The sequence below is a fragment of the Paenibacillus sp. FSL H8-0457 genome (genome assembly GCF_038051935.1).
Taxonomy (GTDB): domain Bacteria; phylum Bacillota; class Bacilli; order Paenibacillales; family Paenibacillaceae; genus Paenibacillus_AQ; species Paenibacillus_AQ lautus_A.
In genome coordinates, this window is sequence record NZ_CP150293.1 from 6,991,414 (window position 1) to 7,012,806 (window position 21,393).

The window sequence follows — 21,393 nt, forward strand, 5'->3', positions numbered from 1 at the left end:
TGGGGGCTCGATATGTTCTATAAGTTGTACCCGAGGGATCAGATCAAAAGTTATTTGCTCATCGATATCATACTGACCGTATTCTTATGCTACCAGGTGTTTCGTTCGGATACGGCGCTGGGACTGTGGGGCAGCCTTTTGCTGCTCCTGCTGTTCCTTGTTTCATTCTATGTCGCATTATGGCGTCGGGGCGGCTGGCTGCTGGCTGCCGTGCTGGCGGGCCTGTTCGCTGTAGGCGTACTCGGGGTGTATACGGGGCCGAGCACCCTGCTGTTCGGGATCATTTTTGCCGATTTGCTGGGCCGGTCCAAGTCCAAGGTACATATCGCCATCGGCTGTGCGGCCATTGCCCTATCATTCCTGCTCGTGTTCGTTTTCCGAAAGGAACCGCTGCTCGAAACGTCCAATGCCATTTACCTTCCGATCATGATCATACAGTCGGTATATCCGATCGTCATCTACATCAAGGAGAAAGCAAAAAGCCTGCAGGGGGAACTGGATGAAGCCAACGAGCAGATCGCAAAGTATATCCAGCAGGAGGAGCGGCAGCGAATCGCCAGGGATCTCCACGATACCTTGGGGCAGACCCTCATGATGATCAAAATGAAGAGCGAGCTGGCAACGAAATGGGTGGATAAGGATCCGAGCCAGGCCAAACGGGAGCTTAGCGAGATTCTGGATACCTCCAGAACCGCCCTCAAGCAGGTGAGGGAGCTGGTATCCGATATGAAGTTCATCTCGCTGGCAAGCGAGCTGGAGCATTCGGCCAAGCTGCTGCATACGGCAGGAATTGCGCTGAGCATCGAGAATCCGGAGAAGCCTCCACTGTTATCCAGCGTGGAAGAAACGATGCTGGCGCTCTGCGTCCGGGAAGCCATGACCAATATTATCAAGCATAGCAGGGCCGACCGGTGCACCGTCAAACTGGAAACGAAGGATCATGCCTTCGGGATCCATATCGCGGATGACGGCGTGGGTCTTGCGGGGAACGCCGGCGGAAACGGCCTTCCGTCGATCATGGAGCGGATGAAGACGCTGGGCGGGTCCTCCGCCATCGACCCGTTGCCTCAGGGGGGCACCAAGGTGTCCCTGAAACTCCCGCTTCGCCGGCATGAAAAGGAGGACGCATCATGATTCGAATCGTCATTGCAGAAGATCAGCAAATGCTTCGCGGCGCATTCGCCTCACTGCTCAATTTCGAAGACGACATCGAGGTGGTGGCCGAGGTGCCGGACGGGCAGCTCGCCTGGGACGCGATTCGGCAGCATCAGCCGGACGTGTGCCTGCTCGACATCGAGATGCCTCATATTAACGGCCTGGAATTGGCCGAGTCCATACGTCAAGCAGGCCTATCCTGCAAAATCGTGATCGTCACGACCTTCGCACGTCCCGGTTATTTGCAAAAAGCGATGGAGGCGCAGGTGGAGGGCTATCTGTTAAAGGACGAGCCCATCGATTTCTTGATTGAGGCCATCCGGCGGGTCATGAAGGGCGAGCGGGTCGTGAGCACCGACTTGGCGGCCGCGCTCTTCATGAAGGAGGAGAATCCGCTCAGCGAACGGGAAATCGAAATGCTCCGGTTAACCAAGGAAGGCATGACTACCGGCGACATCAGCAAAGCCTTGTTTCTGACAAGGGGAACCGTGCGCAACTACCTGTCCTCCGCCATCCAGAAGCTGGAGGCGGATTCCCGGCAGCAGGCCGTCACGATCGCGGAAGATAAAGGGTGGCTGTAAACTCCCCGGGATACATATGTAGGAGGTGAAGGAGATGAACGCTTTGACCCATACGACAGCCAGCGTGCCGTGGCAGCGGTTGACGACAGCCTATGGAAGAGGTACGGATATTCCTCGGCTATTGGAAACACGACAATATAAAGAATTGGCCAGCCTGATCGAGCACCAAGGCACCCTGTGGCAGACGACACCATGGGCCCTGCTTATGCTCCTGCGGGAGCTTGCCAAACAGAAACCGGAGCAGGTCTCTTCAGAGGAAATGGAATTATACTTATCCGTAGCTTCAGCCATAACCGTGGAATATATGGATTCGGCACAAACGGTTGAAACGATGGATAAGCTGCTGGACGAAAGATACTTATGGCCGGAAGACGACGAAGAAGACGATTTGCGATGGGAAGAAGAGGAACCCCCCGGTTATGAAGCGGAAATCTTCATCAGTTATTATTACTTCAGTTATGTGCTGCTGCAGGAAGCGGCTCCTGTATTCAAAGCAATTATGAACGGCAGCGATCAGCATGCCGACTCCATTTCGGAGCTGCTGGCACTGCTCGAGCCGAAAGATGCCGATATGTAGAAACATGCAGGTTTGGCAAAAAGCGCGAGCCTCCGGTACCGACACCGGAGAATCCTACATAGGACAGCACGGATTTAAACCTTTTTTAAACGAAACCATCCGCTCGTTTTAACCTTGATCCGTTATCATACAAATAATTGCGATAACAAGGAGCGAGCGTGCGTATGAGAGTTCTGGAAATGTTGTGGGTTGCAGCCTGCGTTGCGATGCTGATAATACTGTTGAGCCGTAACACAATAAATCGGAAGGCTGGCGCGATCGTCTGCATCGCTGGCGGTTTGCTGTTCGCCGTGCAGCTGCTGGTTGAGGGATACAGGTGGCAGATGATTCCGGCCTACATCGTCACCGCTTTGCTCTTTGTGTTGGTTCTGTTCAAACGCCGAACGGTCAAGAAACCGCTGCGGTACACGATATGGGGCCTTTCGGTCGTTTTGCTGGGCGGATCGGTTGCCTTATCGGCACTGCTGCCGGTTTTCCATTTACCGAAGCCCTCGGGCGAGTTCAGGGTGGGAACGGATACGCTCCATTTCGTTGATGCGGACCGGGAAGAAACGTTTACCGAACAAAAAGGCGACAAACGTGAGCTTATCGTTCAGGTATGGTATCCGGCCGCAGCGTCTGGCCATGACGCCGAGAAAGCTACGGTGTTTCCTAAGGATAAACGGCTCTTTCATACCTATATGCAAGCATATTCCGAATATCTGGGCCTTCCCGCGGCCGCGTTAGACTATTGGAAATACAGCCGGGCCAACGCTAACGGCCATGCCGATTTGCGGCTGGCGGAGAATCCGTATCCGGTGGTGCTGTTGTCGCACGGCATGGGGGTCGGCAGAATTTTGCATTCGTCCCAGGCTGAACATCTTGCCAGCCACGGCTATATCGTATTTGCCATCGATCATACGTACAGCACGGCCGCCACCGCATTTCCCGATGGGCGCGTAACCGGTTTTCTCACGGAACAATCCCAGGAGCGATTATTCGAGGACAGCCGCACTATTTTGAAGGTGTGGAATGAGGATATCGCCTTTGTCACGGATCAGTTGGAGAGGCTTCAATCAGGCGCCGTCGCCAGCAAGTTTAAAGGAGCCTTAGATCTGGACAACATCGGCATGATGGGCCATTCCTTCGGCGGGGCTGCAGCCTTTGAAGCCGTTTATTCCAACCCGCGGATCAAAGCCGGTGTGAATATGGACGGAACGTTATTCATAACGAAGGACCGGGACGACATGGAGAAACCGTTTATGTTCATGGAATCGGAGGATTTTATGAAGGTGAACGAACAGCAGGCGAAGTATCGCCAAACCCCGGCTACGGAAGCCGAGCTCCAAGCACTGGGGTTAACGCGAGAACAATTCGACATGATTCTGGCGAATCGGGAATTGGAACTGAAGCTAATGGATCGCTTATCTCAACAGGGACTAGGACGGACCGTTTATATCGAAGGCGCAGGACACTATAATTTCACCGATCTTCAGCTGTACTCTCCGCTTACCCGCCTGACCGGCATGACCGGAAGCATGAATGGATCAAGGGGAGCCGAAATCGTCAACCGCTACGTGCTGGAATTCTTTAATCAGCATTTGCGCGGAATGGAGAGTAAGCTTCTAACCGGCCCCTCGGAGGAATACCCGGAAGTGAAGTATCCGGACCGGGTGTTTCTGGAAGGCTAGATTGCCTTACGCTCTATACGTGCCTGATATGTCCTTCTAGTTGTTCATAACCAGCCCATATTTCTTAACGATCCACGAGTCAATCAGATCATTCACCGCTTGTTGACTTATGCGAACAGCCGGCTTCTGCTCTTGCATAGCGTTTGCGGCTTGTACCGAGAAACGAAGCGGCTTGGTCATTTTTTTCATGGATGCTGCCATTTCTTCGAAAAAAACATACGTCAACGGCCGGTGTCCCCGAATATCCTCATACAGATAATACTTTCCTCGTTCATCCTCTGCATCGATTCGAATTCCCTTTGGAAGGGAGAGCAAGATATAGGGTAATTCATCTTCTGCCCACTGTCCCCGGTAGGGGAATGAGACACCTTCATTTCTGACAAAGAATCCGGAGCTTTCATCCCCCTCAGCAATCGAAATAGAATAGACAAAGAAAGGGTGGTAATCGGGCCGTTCTTGCGCCGTAAAATACTGATAATAGGTACGATACGCCTCAGTCACCTGATCCAGATCATGCTGGGTCATGGCATGATTCGTACGGTGAAATTTGGCTTGTTTTTGCTCAAAACATGTCAACATTTGGTTGAATTCTTCCGGCGTTATTAGAAATTTCAGTTTATAAAATCCGCTGTTTTTCAATCTCTCCATTCATCTCACCGCCTGATATCGTTTTATCCCGAGGTTTAGATGCGTGCATGAAAAGTTACCCGGGTTCCTTCGCCTAACCTGCTCTGAATATGAAGCCCTGTTCCGAAATGCCGTTTTAATCGCTGGTCCGTATTGATCAATCCGACCCCGGACTGATGGTTTGCTGTTCTCTCTAGGATTCGCTGCAATTGAGCTTCTTCCATTCCGATCCCATCGTCCTGAACGGTTATCTCGGCATGCGCGGCATGGACGGAAATTCGAATATGTATGGTTCCCCCATAAGTGCGCTTCATGACGCCATGCCTTATCGCATTTTCGACCAAGGGCTGGATCGAAAGGAACGGAATTTGCAAGGCTCCGCAGTCGTCTACCTCCCAAACCACCTGCAGCCGCTCTTCAAACCGAACCTGCTCGATATAAAGATACGAGCGCACCAGACTCAGCTCCTCCTCGATCGGTACAAGTCCAGCCGTGTCTTGGAATCTGAATTTATATCTCAGAAAGTTGCTGAACTCCTCAAGCAGATTCCGCATCTTGTCCAAATCAACGTCGCTTAGGGCCGTCACCGCATTTAATGCATTGAATAAAAAATGAGGCTGGATTTGCGCTTGCAGCCATGCCGCTTCCAGTCGGAGTTGCTCCCGGACCGTTTGTTTAATCGTCGTTAAGGCCTCAATCCTCGACCTGATTTCCATGGCCTCCACCGGCTTGGTCACATAATCGTTGGCCCCCGCCAGAAACCCACTTTGGATGTCTTTCGGTTGGCTTCTTGCAGTAAGCAGCAGCACAGGGAGCTCCGTGAGCGTAAACCGCTCGCGAATCCTCCGCGTCAGCTCATACCCGGACATCTGCGGCATCATAATATCGGAGATGACCAAATCCCACTCCTTCGCATCCAGTACCGCCAACGCTTCTTTACCGCTTGTTGCCATCGTCACCTCGTATTCGTCAGGAGGCAGTATGGCTTCAAGCACCTGAAGGTTGACGGGATCGTCGTCAATGATGAGCAGGGTCGGCCGGTTACTTCTCCTTTCGGGTAAAGCTCCTTGTATCGCGGCTGGCGGGAAGATCTCCTCTTTTTGCAAACCGGCCCCAATGGTATCCTGCATCGGCATGGACGGCAATGTCGGCGGTCCGTTAGAGTTAGAATCACGCTGAACTTCCTCTGTTTCGAACCCTGCCAGCTTTAATGAAAACGTAAATCTCGAGCCCTCCCCTGGAACGGAGGCCACCTCAAGCGTACCCCGATGAAGCTCAATGAGCTGCTTGCTTATGCTTAGACCTAACCCAAATCCGCCTTCGATCATGGTCTCGCTGGCGCTCGCCTGCTCATACGGAAGGAACAAGCGCTTCAGCATGGTTTCGTCCATTCCGATCCCCGTATCGGCAATCGCGATATAGGCTCTGTCGTCCTCTGTAAAAGCTTGAATCGAAATATACCCTTCATTCGTGTATTTTACGGCATTATGCAGCAGATTGAACACGACTTGAATCATCCGGTTCTCGTCCGCCAAGACGGGAGGGAAATCCTCCGGGATCTGATTGACGATGCTGACCGACTTCACTTCCGCGTTAAATTGCAGCATATCCATCACCCCCGTCACGATGGGCTGGATCGATACGGCTTTTTTCTGCAGCCGCGGATTGCCATCCCGCAGACTCATGACGTCAATCAAATCGTTTAATATTAGTGTTAGACGACGTCCGACGGTCAGAATCGTTTCAAGCTCTTTCACACTCCTGTCCTGCAGCAAAGGCCGTTCCCGGTTCAACACGGATTGCGACATGTTAAGCATGCTGTGCAGCGGATTTTTGAATTCATGGGACGTGTTCGCCAGGAATTGATCCTTATGGTCATTCACTCTTTGCAAGGTTGCGGCAATCTCTTTCGTGTTCGCATGCATCTTGAAATAACCCTTAAACCATACAGCGGCCAAACATCCCATCGAAAGGATCAGGTCAAACGGATAATGGGCAACACTTAAGGCGCTTTCCCGCAAGAACAACGCCCACAGGAAATGATGGACCAACGCAACCATGGAAAAAAGCAGCAGCAAATGGTCTTTAATGCCCTTCATTATGGTTTTGGTGATTGCAATGATCGTGATGACGGCCGTTACGCAGCCGAGCAAAAAATAAACCGGGAAAAGCATGATCACCTGCGGCGGAGCCAAGAACAATGTAATGCCGGCAGTTCCTAAGATCGTGACGGCATAAACGGGATGAACCCTGTTCCAATAAGAGAGTTCGCGATGATTCGTGCATTCCAGCAACGCATAGCATCCAATCATAAAGGCGGCATTGGACAACCGAAAATCCCAATCGCTGCTGATGTATATGAATTGATGGAACAGCTTCTCATCCGTGCTCAATATGCTCGAAAGGGTTACGCAGAGGGTCAGCAAGGAAAAATACAGCAGCCTCTTTTCCCTATTCCCCAGTAAAAATAAAATGAGTGCATAAACGGAATGCATAAGAAAGATAACGGCTCCCAGCGTTTGCATCGAAACCGAGAGTTTCATTTCTTTGGCCACGGCTTCCTCTGAACCCAATTTAATGGACCTGGCTATGCCGCTGCTTCGGCTATCCACATAATTGGCCGCCTGAATTACTAATTCGATGACGCCGTTGCCGTCCGCCGTAAAGCTTGCAGAATACGGCAGGTTCTTCGCGGTATAGGCTTCCTTCGTGTCCGCCACCCGCCCGGATTCGGCAAGCAAACGGCCATTGACATATAATTCGGATGACGAACGTACGCTAGGCACGCGAATGCTATAATTCAGCTTCTCCTCGGGATTCACTAGAATACGCAGGCGATAGGAAGCAAATCCATATGGAGACGCTTTGCCATTACCATGCAGAGCTTGATTCCATCCCCCCGGAACCGCAATCAGCTTCGGCGGCTTCGGCCCGCCTGATGTATCCTGCCCGCTCCCATCCAGCAGCCACTGCATGGGATAAAACTCCCACTCTCCGTCAAGCAACAGAATGCCGCCTTCTTCGGCATCCCATTCGCGCAAATCGAGATACCCCTTCTTTATCGTCACCTGCTGTTGATCAGGGAACACTTCCACCCACAGCAGGCGCATGCTCGATAGAATCACTATGAGTAATCCTATTAACCATAAAATGTGGCTCTTTTTTATTTGGTGACTTGGTGGGCTCTTTGCCAAGAGATATTCCTCTCCTAATCCACTTTAACGTAAGCATAGCTCCATTATTTACAATTGCAAACCCAAATGAAAGAACAACCATTGATGACTACCATGCCATCAATGGTTGTTTGCGTTACTCTTATTTATCGGTCAGACCGGTCACTTTCAGCATTCTTGCCATCAATGCCGTCCTCAGCACGCGTCATTTGCGCAGCATCCATATAGTGTCCTACATCAGATTAACAACCCTATCTATACAAAATCTATACACGACGCGCTGGCTCAGGGCCTAAACGGCGATTCTATGACCGATCGGGGCGATATAAATAACCAAAAAAGAGTGTTCCCCAATTAAGGGAAACACTCTTTCTAGTCATCCGCATTATTTCAAGCCCAGCACTTCTACATCGTAAATCCGTGCAGCCGTGTCCCCGCCCTGTGTCGCCTTCTCGATCTGAAGACGCACGTACCGTGCGGAGGTAAGTTCGATGGCATGGCTGCTGATCCCTTGCGTGTTGTCCTTGACCGAGACGGCATCCTTCCACTCCTTTCCGTCCGAGCTTACTTGAATGGAGAAGGCCCGCGTGTTGAACGCGGCCGGCTCGCCTCCGGCTTCCGCGTGCTTGATCACGAATTCGCTGACCTTGTGCTCGGCTCCCAAGTCTATCGTCAACCAGTGCGGTCCGTCTCCGACGGCACACCATTTGGTGGCGACATTGCCGTCCACTGCAAATGGCGGCGCTTCCTTCTCGTTCACAAAGCTGGATGCGGACGCGCTTTTGCCTAGAGCAAGGTTGCCGACGCCGTTCTCGGCTTCCCGGGTTACCGTGATGAGCTTCTTCTGGATCCGATCCTCGCCAACGCTATTTTTAGCGGTAAGCGTGACCTCATACGTTCCTTCCTCGGGATAGGTCACTTTAGGATGCTGGTCCGTGCTGGACGCCGGCTGCCCGCCAGGGAAGCTCCAGCTCCAGGACTCCGTCACTTCCGAGGAAAGATCCGTGAATTGCACCGTTTCTCCCGGCGCAATCAGGGTTTTATCCGCCTTGAAGGCTGCCGTCGGCTTCGGATATTCCGGCCAGTCGAAGTTGGCGGATGCCGCTTTTCCTTGCTGGTAGTGGCGGTTTACCGGAATCACAACCATTTTGGTTGCCTCCTCCTTAAGCGAACGCTTCATTTCCGGTACATAATAAACGGTATTTCCCGTCATGCCCATCAGTTCGTACTTGCCGTCCGGATGGACGCGGTAAACCTGATAGTACAGAACGTCTTCATTCTGTTTCGGCGCTTCCCACGACAAGCGCGCATCCCCATATATTCCATCGCGGAAATCATTCTCGGTTACCTTCAAATCGTTCACCGCGTGCGGTTTCTTCGCCTTGTCGTTCACCTGCGTAACCGCCAGGCGGCCGATGTTGGCCCGATAATCCGCCTGATCCGCCGCGGACTCGAATTGAAGCGAGATTCCGGTGATCGTACGGCCTTTATACTTGTTCAGCTTGACGCTTCCCTGCTTCCAATCCTGATTCGCGCCCGTCGCGGTCCACTTGCCAGGCTCGAAAAATTCGTACCGATCCGGCGCATCGGAGAATGCCAAGCCGATCTTCACCTTGGCGTCCTTGGCATTGTCGGCATACACGAGCGATACTTCCGTGGTCTCTTCCACCGGGATATTCGCCTTGTACAGCTTGAGATGGGTGGAGGAGCCTTTGCTTACGGCACCCGCCACTTGAAGCGAGCTGCCGCCGTAATAGGACTTGCCGAAATCAAATCCCGGTTTCAGGGCCTCGCCTTTGCCGTTAGTCTCCGTGATCCATCGCCAGGTCGGCAAAATATCCTGCAGGCTCCGGTTGCTCCAATCGCGGCTTCGCATCACTTTGCCGTCCACCGCAAACAAATGGCCGTTGCCCGTATTGAAATGGGTGACGAATTCGGAGTCGGTCAGCACGGTTTTTGCAACGACATCATGGGCAATCCCTCTCCAGGCAAGCGGATCGGTCCCTTCGGGTTGTGACGTGTTCGCCGGATTCATTCCGGGTCCCACCCAGAAAATCTGCTCCTTATTCATGTACTCCTCATGGGTTTCGGAGCTGTTGTACGCCCAATCCGGACGGTAAATGCCCAGGGAGGTCGTGGCTTTCTTCCCGTCCGGGAACAGAACCGGCCAATTGAACCTGCCTTCGTAGCCCTTCGCCTCCACGTCGATGCCGGCATATAGATCATACGGACTGCGGCCAAGCTCCGCCGCTTTGGACGGGGAGTTCAAGAACGGAGTAATGTAATCGTATTGGCCGTTCTTCTCGTCTTTGAACTGCCATCGGAAATCGAGGAACATATTGTCGGAAACCCGCTGATTTCCCTGTTGGAAGAACATTTCGTTCTTATCCGTCAAAGCGCCCTGCCACTTCACCGGCCCCTCCTCGATCATGGAATCGTACCAGATCACTTCCATGCCGGGCGCTTGGTTCTGCTGCAGGTAAGTCAGAAACTCAGCCATCTTGGCCGCATCTTCCGGCGTTCCGCCCTGCGTTTCCTGATTGATGAACCAGCCGTCGAAGCCGTAGTACGTCGCTACCTCGATCAGCTTATCCGCAACCGGGAAAGAACCGTCCTCCCGCTGCTTTAACAGATCATGCAGCCACTGGATTTTGCCTCCGTGCTCGGTTTGCGGCAAGAAAACGGTTCCAAAAACAGGAACCCCATTCTTATGGGCCGCATCGATGACGTCGCTGCTTGGCGGAACGATTAATCCTTCGCCTGCGGAGCCGCCCCACATGACCAGCTTGTCGATGTACTGCCAATTGCTGAACGTATAGGTATGGAACTTCTCAGAGCCTTGCGAAGGAGCTCCGCTTGTGCTCGGATACATGGAAGCGATCGATAGCACCTTCACTTCTTCCTTGGCGTTGCCGTTTACTTTGCTTCCTTGGATGCGCTCATCCTCCAGCTTCACCGTTCCCCGGTTAAAACGGGCATCCTTGTCCTTGGACGGCGACCATTCCAGCAGCGTTTTCGGATACCAATACGACGAATGCGGCTGGGCCGCTTCGGCTTCTCCGGCAAAGCCCGTCAGGGATGCGGCAAGCAAAGCCGTGCTCATCCAGGCCGCCATTCTGCGCTTCCACTGGGTTCTTGCGTAATAATCCGGTTTGATTCGTTTCATGGGAAAACCTCCTATTATTCGAAGATCATTTCGCTTACGCACTTTGGAGCCTTCTTCGGTGAAGAAAGAAAGGACAGAGAGAAACGGCCGTAAGGAACAGCCGCTTCTACCCTTCATCCCCTTTACGGATTACTTGTTTTGAGCCTTCCACTCATCGAACTGCTTTTGAGCTTCGGCGATCACTTTGTCGATGCCGGCATCCTGGAACTTTTGTTTAGCTTTCGGCAGATATTCTTCAGGATCGACGGAGCCGGTGTACAGCGCCGGAATAAATTCCTTGGCTACGTTCGTGATGGCCGCGACCTCCGTTTTGACCGGAGCCGTGTCGAAATTAAAGCCGAACGTAGGCGCCACTACGGCAGAGGTGTTGAATTTCTCGAATGCTTCCCATTTGTCCTTCGGCTCGCCTTCGTGAAGGTACGTCAGGAACATGTTGCCGAGCGCGAAACCAGGCATCGCGTAGTTCTCCTGCATAGCAGGCATATCCTCGATATACGGCTCTTCAAGCTTCTTGTAGTGCGTTCCTTCCAAGCCGTATTGAATCATGTTCCGGAGTTTCACGTCCGTGTTCAGCAGGTTCAGGAACATCATCGCCCGCTCCGAATTTTTGGAGTAAGAAGAAATGGCCATCATCGAACCTGCTGCGGAGCTGGTGTAAATGACAGGATCATGCATCGGTCTGGTCACGATGTCATAGCCCGCGTTTCTGGACCAGCCAAGCTCTGCGTATGGCTGGGTAATTTCGCGGTCCACGAGCCATTTGCCGGTTTTGATGTTGTCGATGCCGTCCAGCGTTGCGATGTCCTCACGCACATAGCCCGCTTTATAGTATTTGCGCATGGTCTCAAGCGCCGATTTCAATTCAGGCGAATCCAGCAAATTCACGAATTTAAAGTCCTCGGTGTCCAGATACATGCCGATCGGAATTTCATCGCCGAGCGGGTAGTCAAACGGCATGTACGGTTTGAAGCCTTTCGGTACGGCAAGCGGCGTAATTTCCGCAGGCTCGTTCTCTTTAATCGTTTTGAGAAGCGGTTCCAGATCTTCAAGCGTGGTCACCTTGGAAATGTCCAGGTTGTACTTATCCAGATACTTTTTGTTGAAGCGCCATACAAACTGCTGTGCCAGTTCCTTGTTGGCCGGGATGCCATAGTTGACGCCGTTAACCTTCGTTCCTTCCAGGAAACGGGGATCCAGTACTTCCTTAATGCCCTTTCCGTACTGATCGAGCAGTTCGTTCAGCGGCTTAAACGCGCCTTTTGCCGCATTTGGAAGGTAATCGAACGCCCACGAGCTGGTGAAGGCGATGTCGTAATTCTCGCCGGAGCTCGTAATCACCTGCATCCGCTGGCTGTAATCGCCCCAGTCGATCATGCTGATTTCGATTGTTGCATTGATTTTTTCCGTCAAATATTTATTGATTTCCTCTTGAACCATAGGCAGGTCTTTCTGGTTTGGCCCGATCATGTACATTTTCAGTTTGACCGGATCCAGTTTGGAGGCATCAATGGTGCCGTCGCTTTGGACAGCCGCCTCTTCCTTCGCTGGTTCACTTGGCTTACTGCCGCCTTCCTTGCTGCCGCAGGCCGACAATACAACGGTCAGCAGAAGCACGAGAGCAAGGGACAGTAAAGAAATCTTCTTCTTAAACATGAGTTTTTCCCCCTGTGTCACTTAATGGTTATTGCTATATTGATACCGCTTACACACCCGAGACATGAAAGCCGGATTTCTCCGGCAGTGTGCGCTTGCGGGTTCAACCTTATGAAATTATCCTTTGACCGAGCCTACGGTCAGACCCTGGACAAAATACCGCTGGAAGAACGGATACGCCATGACGATCGGCAGCGTGGCCAATACGACCATCGCCATCCTTACCGTCTCCGTCGGCAGGCCGGCGGCCACATCGAACGAGCCGATATTCTGCGCATTCTTCGTCAGGAAGTCCATGTTCTTCTCGATCTGCATGAGCATGAACTGCAGCGGTGGCGTTGCCTGCGGATTGTTATAATACAGCAAGGCGTTAAACCAGTCGTTCCAGTAGCCCAATGAGCTGAACAAGCCGATGGTGGCGATCCCCGGCAGCGAGACCGGCAGGACGATACGGATAAAGGTCAGAAATTCGCCGGCGCCATCGATTTTGGCGGACTCGATAATTTCATCCGGAATCGTCGTTTGAAAAAAGGTCCTCATGACGATGATGGAGAACGCGCTCAAGGATAGCGGAAAGATCAGCGCCCAGATCGTGTTCTGCAGATGCAGGAACTGGGTCATCACGATATAACCCGGTACCATGCCGCCCGAGAACAACATGGTGAAGAACGCCAGAAAGCTGAAAAACCCTCTAAATTCAAAGTTTCGGCGGGACAAGGCATACGCATAGGTCGTAACCAGCGCCAGACTCACCAGCGTTCCCAGCACCGTGACCAGGAGCGTCAAGCCGAATGAGGACAGCAATTCGCTTCCCGTTTTGAAAATATACTCGTACGCGGCCGTGCTGAACTGGCTCGGCAGCAGCCTAAAGCCTTCCAGGACCAGCGTCTGTTCGTCCGTCAGGGAAATAATGATAACAAATAGGAACGGAAAGATACAGGAGAACGAGAAAAGCCCGATCACGATATTGAAAATCGTATTCCACAAAGGGGAGATGGCATTATAGTCTCTCTTCCTTGAACGCTTGGCCGACTGGCGGGCGGTTTGCGTTGATAGCTGCGACATTGAAGTTACACCTCCCTCGGATTAAAAAATAGCATGATCTTTTTCGATTTTTCGAACGATATAATTGGCAACCAGAATCAGAACCAGTCCGACAAACGATTGGTACAAGCCCGCTGCCGTGCTCATGCCGATGTCTCCCATGTTGATCAGCCCGCGGTAGACGAAGGTATCGATGACGTTCGTAACCGGGTACAGCGCGCCCGAATCCTTCGGAAGCTGGTAGAACAATCCGAAATCGGAACGGAAGATGCCGCCGATTGCCAGTATGGTCAGGATGATCATGAGCGGCTTCAACAGCGGAATGGTGATGTACCGCACCTGCTTCCACTTGCTGGCGCCGTCGATGACGGCCGCTTCATAATAAGACTTGTCGATCCCTGTGATAGCCGCAAGATAAATAACGCTGTTGTAGCCTACGCCTTTCCAGATGCCGACAAAAATGATGATGAAGGGCCAATACTTCGCTTCCGAATACCAGCTGATCGGCTCTCCTCCGAAATAGGTAATGATTTGGTTCAGCGTTCCTTTGTCCACGCTCAGAAAGGTGAACGCAAAATAACTGATGATGACCCACGACAAAAAATGCGGCAGAAACATGCCGGTCTGATATACCTTGGCCGTCCGCTTGTTGACAAGCTCGCTCAGCATGATCGCAAATCCGACCGCAATGACCAGGCCCAGAATGATAAAGGCGAGGTTATAAAGAATCGTATTTCTCGTAATGATATAGGCATCATTGGTCGTAAACAGATACTCGAAGTTTTTGAATCCTACCCATTCGCTGTTGAACACGCTGGCGAAGAAACCGTCCGGGCTGATGCGGAAATCCTTAAACGCGAGCACGGTACCGAACATGGGCAAGTATGCAAAGATCAGAAACCAAATGGTTCCGGGCAGTATCATCAGCAGCATGAACCGGTTGCGTATAACCTTTTTGATGAACCCCGACATGGGCACTCCTCCTCTTCCCTGTTAAATGCAAGCGATGCGACCGAAGCTTTAAAATCTCCCATGATCGTTGTCAATGCGGCTTTATCCAAGAGCCGGCCGTTATCTTCTCACTCGTCCTTTAACTACTTTCATTGTGCCAAGTAAGCGCTGCCGCCCTCAAGTTGAAAAATACTAGAACGGGATGGATAAATTAAAGAATCCTCCACAAACAACAAGAAAAACAGGCCAAAGCGGATTTGCCTTGAGCCTGTCACAAAGAGAAACGTTGTGTGTTAGATCCGATACATGGACCTCATCTCGGTTGGAGATACGCCCGTATATTTTTTGAACTGCCTGTAAAAGTACGAGCTGTCCGTGTAACCTACGCTGAAAGCGATATCCGCCGTCTTCTGATCGGTATGCAGCAGGAGCTGCGTCGCTTTCTCGATGCGGTACTGGTTCAAATAATCCGAAAAGCTTGCGCCGACCTCCTGCTGAAAGAGCTGCCCCAAATAATTCGGATGCATCTGCAGCCGCTGGCTCAGCGTCTTCAAGGATAGCTCTTCCGGATAATGGTGCTGCACCTGCTCGACAAGGAACGATACATGGAGGCTGTACCCCTGTTCCGCTTCCTGCAGGCGCTGGAGACTGCGCTCGACAATGCGCCATACATGGCTTCGGAGCCCCTGGAGCGTATTAATCCGGTGCATTGGCGTGAACACCTCGCTGTAGTCGGGGCTTTTCTCCACGTCCTTTGCCGCTATCATCAGTTGGACTGCCGCATTCATGCAGGCTCCCCTGGGTACCGTCTGCGCCCCGCTGCCGCCGTCAAGAACGGATTCGATGTAGGCCTGCAAGGACGAAACATCGCCTTCGATCAGCAGCTTCGCAAAAGCATCGGGGCGAACCGACGGCGAAGATGCTTGATCGGAATCCGGTTCCGCAGGCGGATGGTACAAGGTCTCTTCATCTCCTGCAATCAGGCAGGCGTTGAAATGGCCTTTCGCTAGCCTGTAGCTCTCCTGAATATCTTTAAAATCATGGACAGCCGCATGACCTTCGGCGCACCACATGCGCAAGCCGGTCAACTGCCGCAGCTGGGCCATGGCTCCTCGCATCCCCTCCCGCGCAGCATCCTTCCGCTCCTTCATCGAGGCCGTCAAAACAACGATGTCGTCATCCGCATCGGGAAAACAAATGACCTCATGATCTCCCCCAAGCTCCTCCGAAAGAGCTTGGCAGCATTCATCCGCCAGGCTGGTCAGGCGGAAGAGCTGGGATACCGAGCGCTCGTCGGATATGAGCCGCAGCACGTTAACCTGGTATGACGGATAATGCAGCGGAATGCCGAGAAGTTCGGCTCTTTGCTTGAGCTCCGAGCTTTTGATTTCGCCACTCACCCATCGCTGCAAAATATTGCTGCGAAGAATCTTCCAATCCTCCTCGGAGCGAAACCGCTTCAGCTCCTCGCGTTCCCAATCGCCTCGGATATGCTTGATCGTTGCTTCCAGCTCCTCGATGTTGATCGGCTTCAAAATGTAATTTTGGATGCCGAGCGTGATCCCTATCTTCACATATTCGAATTCCTCATACCCGCTAAGCACAATGAACTTGGTGCGGGGATGCATGGCTTTCACCTTCTTGATGAGCTCGAGTCCGTTCATTCTTGGCATCATAATATCCGTGATCAGCAGATCCACAGGCTCTTCCCTCAATTTCTCTAACGCCTGCAGCCCATCGTTGGCCGAACCGGACACGTGCAGATCGTATTCCTGCCAATCCACAATCGTGGCCAATCCCTGAGCAATCAAAGGCTCATCATCAACAAAAAACACGCTCCTCATGTCGTCTCCCCCTTGCGAAGCTTCGGTATTTCCATGCGGACCTCGGTTCCCCGCCCCTCCGTGCTGCAGATGGTCACGCCGTAATCGCTTCCGTAATTCAGAACGATCCGTTCATGCACGTTCATCAGCCCGATCGACCGGTAGCCCTTGTCCGGAGGCTGGAGAACCTTGTCCAGCGTCTGGCGGATCTGGATCAGCTTGTCCTCCGGTATCCCCGTTCCATTGTCCGAGACGGTAATCACGACCCGGTCCTCTGTCCCATGGGCCCGGACTGAAATTTTATTGTTGTCCTCAAGCGGACGGAATCCGTGAACGATATAGTTTTCCACGATCGGCTGGACGAGCAGCTTGATAATGCTAAGGTTTTGGATTTCCGGGTCGACCTCAATTTCCGTCTCCAGCCGCCCTTCATAGCGGATGCGGAACAAGTCGAGGTAAACCGAGCACATATCGATCTCCTCTTCAACGGTAACCATCGTGCTCTTCTTCACCATGTTCTTGAACATGACCGACAGGCTGTATATCATTTGGCCCACTTCCTTCGCTCCCACGAAATACGCCTTCATGCGAATGGATTCCAGCGTATTGTATAAAAAATGGGGATTGATCTGCGACTGCAGGGCAACCAGCTCCGCGTTTTTTTGCTTGATTTCCGAGGTGTACATCTTATCGATGTACTGCTCCAAACGGTCGCCCATGTCGTTGAATCGGCGGGAAATTTGCTGCAGCTCGTCTTCGCCGGACATCTGGATGCGCGTCGACAGATCGCCTTCGCCGATGCGGTTCATCGAGCGGATGATACGCTGCACTTTTTTGGAGAATTTTCGAACGATCGTGAACGTAATTGCAAAGCTGGCCGCCATAAATACAAGCGTGACCAGGATCAGTCCGGTCCTCAAACTCTCCGTATTCTCCTCGATCGAGGATTTCGACACGATACCCACCACCGACAAGCCCGCATTCCCGACATTCAACATGTTCACCTTGGAGGGTTCGTCCAGCTCCACCCAGTCTCCGGCTTTTTCCGGTTCCAAGTGGTAGGGATAGGTTTGACCGTAATACACATCCTCCGAGTCGTAAATCACGGTTCCCTGGGCGTTCAACACCATGATCCGGCCTTTAACCGAAGCTCTGCTCTCTAGCCAGGTCGATATTTGCCGGGCGTCGAACTCCACGTTCAACATGCCTACCCGTTCCAGGGTCCAAGGGTCCTTCAGCTCTCGCGAATAGGAATAGGACCTTGCACTGGAGCCTGCGACTGAACCTGAAAGCTCGTTTAGCGGCATGGTATCCCAGCTGTGCTGCTCCCGGCGGGCGAACCAGTTCTCCCACTTGCTTTTGGAACCGGATTCATTATTCAGCTGCTGGTTGGTCCGGCTGATGTGCATATAAAAATCGTTCGGATAACTGTAGATGGACACGCTTTTGGCGCTGGGCTCCTGCTCCAGGTAATTCTTCAGCAGGGTATTGAAGGACCGCAAACGCTGCTCCCCCGTCTTGGTGTACAAATCCAGGCGGTATTTGAGGTAACTTTCATATTCGTTGTTCAAAAAATAGATCAGCTCGTCGCTCAGCGTGGCGTCGCCGTAAATCTGCTGGAATATATTTTGGATGCTCTCATACTGCCGGCTCAAATAGATATTCAGGACATGCGCGGATTTGAGATTGGCGTCCGTCTGCTCGCGGAGTATGCGCTGCGTCTGGTATTGATAGACCAAGGTCGCCGCAATCGCAAACAGCACGATCATGACGGCCGAATACAGCACGACGATTTTGTTGAACATTTTTCGCTTCAGATGGTTTAAATAAAATTGGCGCAGTCTGAAAATATGTAACACACCCTGTTCTATAATGGTCACTTCGGCACCCAGTGTACACCGTTTCCGTAAACCCGGCAATTGCATTCTGCATCTCTGTGAACGAGCACTGCTGTACTGGGACGGCATGGATGGGCTGTGCCGGAAACGGCAGGCTGGATTCCGTTCGTCCCCACCGAACGTGTTATTGAGACGATCTGCATGATACTGGATGTGGCGAATCCCTCAACTGGTCCGCATAGGATATCCAGAGACTAGCAGGAGGTTTTGCTGAAGAGAACGCAAAAGGAGGGCACCGCAGGTTTTTGAAGATCCGCCGCTTATGAAGAAGGCATGGCATGTCGCTGCTTTCAGATAATGTCCATCTGTCGCGAAACTAGAGGAATGCCCTGCTGGATGTTGAATATTTATTAAGGATCCGTGTTAGCTACTGTCGTGTTCATGATGAATGAAACCCTTACGAACCGAGGATATGACTGATGAAACTTCAATTCCTATATAATGAATATCTGAATCTGAAATTCAATCGAGGATTACCGTCCACTCCGATAGGCGGCTTTGCATACGGCCTTCTTGAGGACGGTGGCGCTGCATTATTCTTTGCCGAGCGTAACGATGAGGCTTTTGTGGAGTGGACGTATGAATTGCAGCCGAGGGACGCCCATTATGTTGCGATCCCGGATTGGAAGCCTGTGCTGTCCGACTCTTTTAAACAGCTGGATGTCTATGATGAATTGGTATTCTATTATCTGCTGTTTACGATCAATGCAACGACGTCCATAGCCAAGATCACCCCGTACAATGCCATGAATGATTTCATGAAGAGCTATGGTTTCTTTCAGTTGTCTCAATTGAACGGTGTCACCCGCTTGAACGAGGAACAGAGGCTGCAATTAAGAGACTTTTTCTTCTTTTTCTACCTATACGCGCACCCGGTGAATGAGGAGACCCTCTACGCCTTTTCATTCCGCGGGCATGATTTGATCCATACCAAAACCAACATTCATGTTGAGCATTATGTAACTGCATATCACGATTACTACAGCGAGCATCTCGACAAGCACAAAGATCAAATATTCATTGCTCCCCCTGAAATCCAGGCATGCCAGGATCTTACGTTGGAGCTGTTAAGGTCCATCGAGGGCAAATCGGCCAAGCTGGAGATGCCACCGGAAGAAGGATTAGAGGCCCTGCTGCGGCTGATCAATGACGTTGATGGTTTTATGCACATGCATTCGGTGGATAAAACGACCCTATTCGGGATCATGAGCGATTTCCTCTCGGACGCTCGCTCCACCCCTTACCGCGATCATTGCTTCCGTATGCTGCTTCAGAATTATGCCTGTTATGTCCTTTATTTTGAGTTTGAGCAAATTCATCATTTGGTGGATTATTTTAAAGATACGCCGGTATGGTGCGAGAGAATGATTAATTCCCTTTTTACGGATGCTATCTTTATGCAGAAGATCCTGCGGCATCATCGGATCGAGATTGCCGATTATACGAACGTGATTGCGTTCTTTAATGAGGAGGCGCGGAGGATTTATTTGTAATCGCTAAGACGACCCATCTAACCGATTCGTTCCGTAGGGGGAGAACAGACACATGGAAAAGGAATTCATACTGACGCATAAACTGTTGACCCTGCTCGATTCCGAAAATCGGTGGTTCACCCTTGCCGAGATTGAAGAGCAAATTGGCGTATCGGACAAAACCATTCGTAAAATTATCGATGAAGCCAAGCAGGAGCTTCCTCCTTCCATTCATTTTGAAATTTCGCGGGGAAAAGGCGTTATTCTCCATTACGATAAACGAAATGTCGCGATTGGCGAGGTCATCTCTTCCATGTACAGGCAGAGAACCTTCTACCAGCTGCTGGCTGTGCTTTTTGCCGAGGGAGGGCGCTACTCGCTGGAAGAACTGGCCGACAAGCTGTATATGAGCTCTTCCTCGCTGAAAAAGCTGATCATCCGGCTGAACAACCATGAATTGAAGCCATACCATTTGCGCATTGCTTATTCCATGCCAGAGGTCAAAGGCAGTGAAATCAGTATCCGTTATTTTTACTGGAAAATGTTTTACGATGCCTATGAATTCTCCGGCTGGCCATTTGCCGACATCGACCAAGCACAGATCCATGAGTACATAACGGCAATCGAGTCGGAGAATGACATCGTGTATTTCCTTAACGCTAAGCGGAGCTTGTCTTTTCTGGCGGCGCTCATGATTACCCGAGTGCTGCAGGGCAAATATGCGGATGTTCCGAGCGGACCATATGACTGGGAGAACCGCATGCTTCACGCCTCTGTTGCCGCATTAGCCAGAGGGCTGGAACAGCGGTACGCTATTCATTTGCCGCTGGACGAAATCCGGTTTCTGCAGGCCATGTTCAGCTTGGGCCAATACAATTATTATGATGAAGCGAAAGTCAGCTCGATGATATCGAGGGAGAAAGCAAATCTCGTGGAAATCACGGAGAAAAAATATCAAATCCTCAATCATTTCCTTATGCTGGCGCTTGCAGCGTTCCCTGCGATTGAAATGAACGACCGGTTCATCTGGGAAATCGGAGATTTCTTCGAGAAGCTCCGGCTGGAAAATGCGCTTCCCGATCTGATCGCCGTCTCGGCAAGCAGCCTGACGGAATATGTCCTAAGGGATTGCCGCCCCATGTACCAGGTCGTAAAGAGCTGCATGCAGGAATGGAGCCAGCGCTATCCGGGCATTCAGTATAACGACTATCATCTGACGAAGCTGACGCTGTTGATCAGCTCCAGCCTGCGCTATAACAGCAAAAAGGCTTTCCTGCTGATCGGCGAGGAATTCTCCATCCGCCATTACGTCGCCAAGCTCATCAAGAATGAAATCGGTGACGAGCTGATCATCAACACCTCCATTATGGAGGGGCTTACCGATGAACTGATTCAGAAGCACGGCATCGATTTCGTGATCAGCACGTTCCCCGTTGAGCTGCATACGGTGCCCGTGGTCATTATTTCAACGATACCGACCAAACGGGATTTAGAAAATATCCGCAAGGAATTAATGCAACCATGAGACCTCATGGTTGCATTTTTCCGTTAAGCTCCGTAACTTTCTGGTCTTGGTTATCCCTCCGATTCTGACTATGATGAA

Annotated in this window: 14 protein-coding genes; 6 read left to right on the forward strand and 8 right to left on the reverse strand. The window is 51.6% G+C overall.

The genetic code is table 11. The features are described 5' to 3' along the window. Positions 1-12 precede the first annotated feature (12 nt). The 4 genes from MHI43_RS31570 to MHI43_RS31585 all read left to right on the forward strand — a co-directional run bounded on the left by MHI43_RS31570 (position 13) and on the right by MHI43_RS31585 (position 3,983). Positions 13-1,134: a sensor histidine kinase gene (locus tag MHI43_RS31570; RefSeq protein WP_015738037.1), complete on the forward strand. Its 1,122-nt coding sequence runs from the start codon at positions 13-15 to the stop codon at positions 1,132-1,134. Beyond that, a complete protein-coding gene (locus MHI43_RS31575; RefSeq protein WP_015738038.1) occupies positions 1,131-1,736 on the forward strand; it encodes a response regulator transcription factor in 606 nt (201 codons plus the stop codon). The genes MHI43_RS31570 and MHI43_RS31575 overlap by 4 nt, the downstream gene beginning before the upstream one ends. 34 nt (positions 1,737-1,770) lie before the next feature. Next, positions 1,771-2,313 carry a hypothetical protein gene (locus MHI43_RS31580; RefSeq protein ID WP_015738039.1) on the forward strand — a complete coding sequence of 181 codons (543 nt, stop codon included), beginning with the start codon at positions 1,771-1,773 and terminating at the stop codon, positions 2,311-2,313. Between the two features lie 164 nt (positions 2,314-2,477). Next, positions 2,478-3,983 carry a dienelactone hydrolase family protein gene (locus tag MHI43_RS31585; protein ID WP_015738040.1) on the forward strand — a complete coding sequence of 502 codons (1,506 nt, stop codon included), beginning with the start codon at positions 2,478-2,480 and terminating at the stop codon, positions 3,981-3,983. 36 nt (positions 3,984-4,019) lie between these two features. On the opposite strand, the gene MHI43_RS31590 is transcribed toward MHI43_RS31585, so the two are convergent. From MHI43_RS31590 to MHI43_RS31625, 8 genes are all read right to left on the reverse strand, one after another. Further along, positions 4,020-4,631 (reverse strand): hypothetical protein, encoded by a 612-nt coding sequence (locus MHI43_RS31590; protein WP_036659499.1) that lies wholly within the window; start codon positions 4,629-4,631, stop codon positions 4,020-4,022. 35 nt (positions 4,632-4,666) lie between these two features. Further along, the gene (locus tag MHI43_RS31595; protein ID WP_036659500.1) at positions 4,667-7,804 is read right to left on the reverse strand and encodes an ATP-binding protein; all 3,138 of its coding nucleotides are present in this window, start codon (positions 7,802-7,804) and stop codon (positions 4,667-4,669) included. A 364-nt stretch (positions 7,805-8,168) separates the two neighbouring features. Continuing rightward, the gene (locus MHI43_RS31600) at positions 8,169-10,949 is read right to left on the reverse strand and encodes a discoidin domain-containing protein (protein WP_036659501.1); all 2,781 of its coding nucleotides are present in this window, start codon (positions 10,947-10,949) and stop codon (positions 8,169-8,171) included. A 129-nt stretch (positions 10,950-11,078) separates the two neighbouring features. Further along, complete coding sequence (locus MHI43_RS31605) at positions 11,079-12,602, reverse strand: ABC transporter substrate-binding protein (protein ID WP_015738044.1); 1,524 nt, start codon at positions 12,600-12,602, stop codon at positions 11,079-11,081. A gap of 117 nt (positions 12,603-12,719) precedes the next feature. Then, positions 12,720-13,667 (reverse strand): carbohydrate ABC transporter permease, encoded by a 948-nt coding sequence (locus MHI43_RS31610; RefSeq protein ID WP_009590967.1) that lies wholly within the window; start codon positions 13,665-13,667, stop codon positions 12,720-12,722. Between the two features lie 21 nt (positions 13,668-13,688). Next, complete coding sequence (locus tag MHI43_RS31615) at positions 13,689-14,618, reverse strand: sugar ABC transporter permease (RefSeq protein WP_009590960.1); 930 nt, start codon at positions 14,616-14,618, stop codon at positions 13,689-13,691. A gap of 272 nt (positions 14,619-14,890) precedes the next feature. Beyond that, complete coding sequence (locus MHI43_RS31620) at positions 14,891-16,441, reverse strand: response regulator transcription factor (RefSeq protein ID WP_036659502.1); 1,551 nt, start codon at positions 16,439-16,441, stop codon at positions 14,891-14,893. Continuing rightward, positions 16,438-18,300: a sensor histidine kinase gene (locus tag MHI43_RS31625; protein WP_036659614.1), complete on the reverse strand. Its 1,863-nt coding sequence runs from the start codon at positions 18,298-18,300 to the stop codon at positions 16,438-16,440. The genes MHI43_RS31620 and MHI43_RS31625 overlap by 4 nt, the downstream gene beginning before the upstream one ends. A gap of 437 nt (positions 18,301-18,737) precedes the next feature. On the opposite strand from MHI43_RS31625, the gene MHI43_RS31630 reads away from it, so the two are divergent. Further along, a complete protein-coding gene (locus tag MHI43_RS31630) occupies positions 18,738-19,811 on the forward strand; it encodes a hypothetical protein (RefSeq protein ID WP_036659503.1) in 1,074 nt (357 codons plus the stop codon). A gap of 52 nt (positions 19,812-19,863) precedes the next feature. Continuing rightward, positions 19,864-21,315: a helix-turn-helix domain-containing protein gene (locus MHI43_RS31635; protein ID WP_036659504.1), complete on the forward strand. Its 1,452-nt coding sequence runs from the start codon at positions 19,864-19,866 to the stop codon at positions 21,313-21,315. Positions 21,316-21,393 lie beyond the last annotated feature (78 nt).

Bases quoted from the DNA above. Each gene is read 5' to 3' on its own strand.
- MHI43_RS31570 (WP_015738037.1), top strand. From the start codon at position 13: ATGTTCTATAAGTTGTACCCGAGGGATCAGATCAAAAGTTATTTGCTC.
- MHI43_RS31575 (WP_015738038.1), top strand. From the start codon at position 1,131: ATGATTCGAATCGTCATTGCAGAAGATCAGCAAATGCTTCGCGGCGCA.
- MHI43_RS31580 (WP_015738039.1), top strand. From the start codon at position 1,771: ATGAACGCTTTGACCCATACGACAGCCAGCGTGCCGTGGCAGCGGTTG.
- MHI43_RS31585 (WP_015738040.1), top strand. From the start codon at position 2,478: ATGAGAGTTCTGGAAATGTTGTGGGTTGCAGCCTGCGTTGCGATGCTG.
- MHI43_RS31590 (WP_036659499.1), bottom strand. From the start codon at position 4,631: ATGGAGAGATTGAAAAACAGCGGATTTTATAAACTGAAATTTCTAATA.
- MHI43_RS31600 (WP_036659501.1), bottom strand. From the start codon at position 10,949: ATGAAACGAATCAAACCGGATTATTACGCAAGAACCCAGTGGAAGCGC.
- MHI43_RS31605 (WP_015738044.1), bottom strand. From the start codon at position 12,602: ATGTTTAAGAAGAAGATTTCTTTACTGTCCCTTGCTCTCGTGCTTCTG.
- MHI43_RS31610 (WP_009590967.1), bottom strand. From the start codon at position 13,667: ATGTCGCAGCTATCAACGCAAACCGCCCGCCAGTCGGCCAAGCGTTCA.
- MHI43_RS31615 (WP_009590960.1), bottom strand. From the start codon at position 14,618: ATGTCGGGGTTCATCAAAAAGGTTATACGCAACCGGTTCATGCTGCTG.
- MHI43_RS31620 (WP_036659502.1), bottom strand. From the start codon at position 16,441: ATGAGGAGCGTGTTTTTTGTTGATGATGAGCCTTTGATTGCTCAGGGA.
- MHI43_RS31630 (WP_036659503.1), top strand. From the start codon at position 18,738: ATGAAACTTCAATTCCTATATAATGAATATCTGAATCTGAAATTCAAT.
- MHI43_RS31635 (WP_036659504.1), top strand. From the start codon at position 19,864: ATGGAAAAGGAATTCATACTGACGCATAAACTGTTGACCCTGCTCGAT.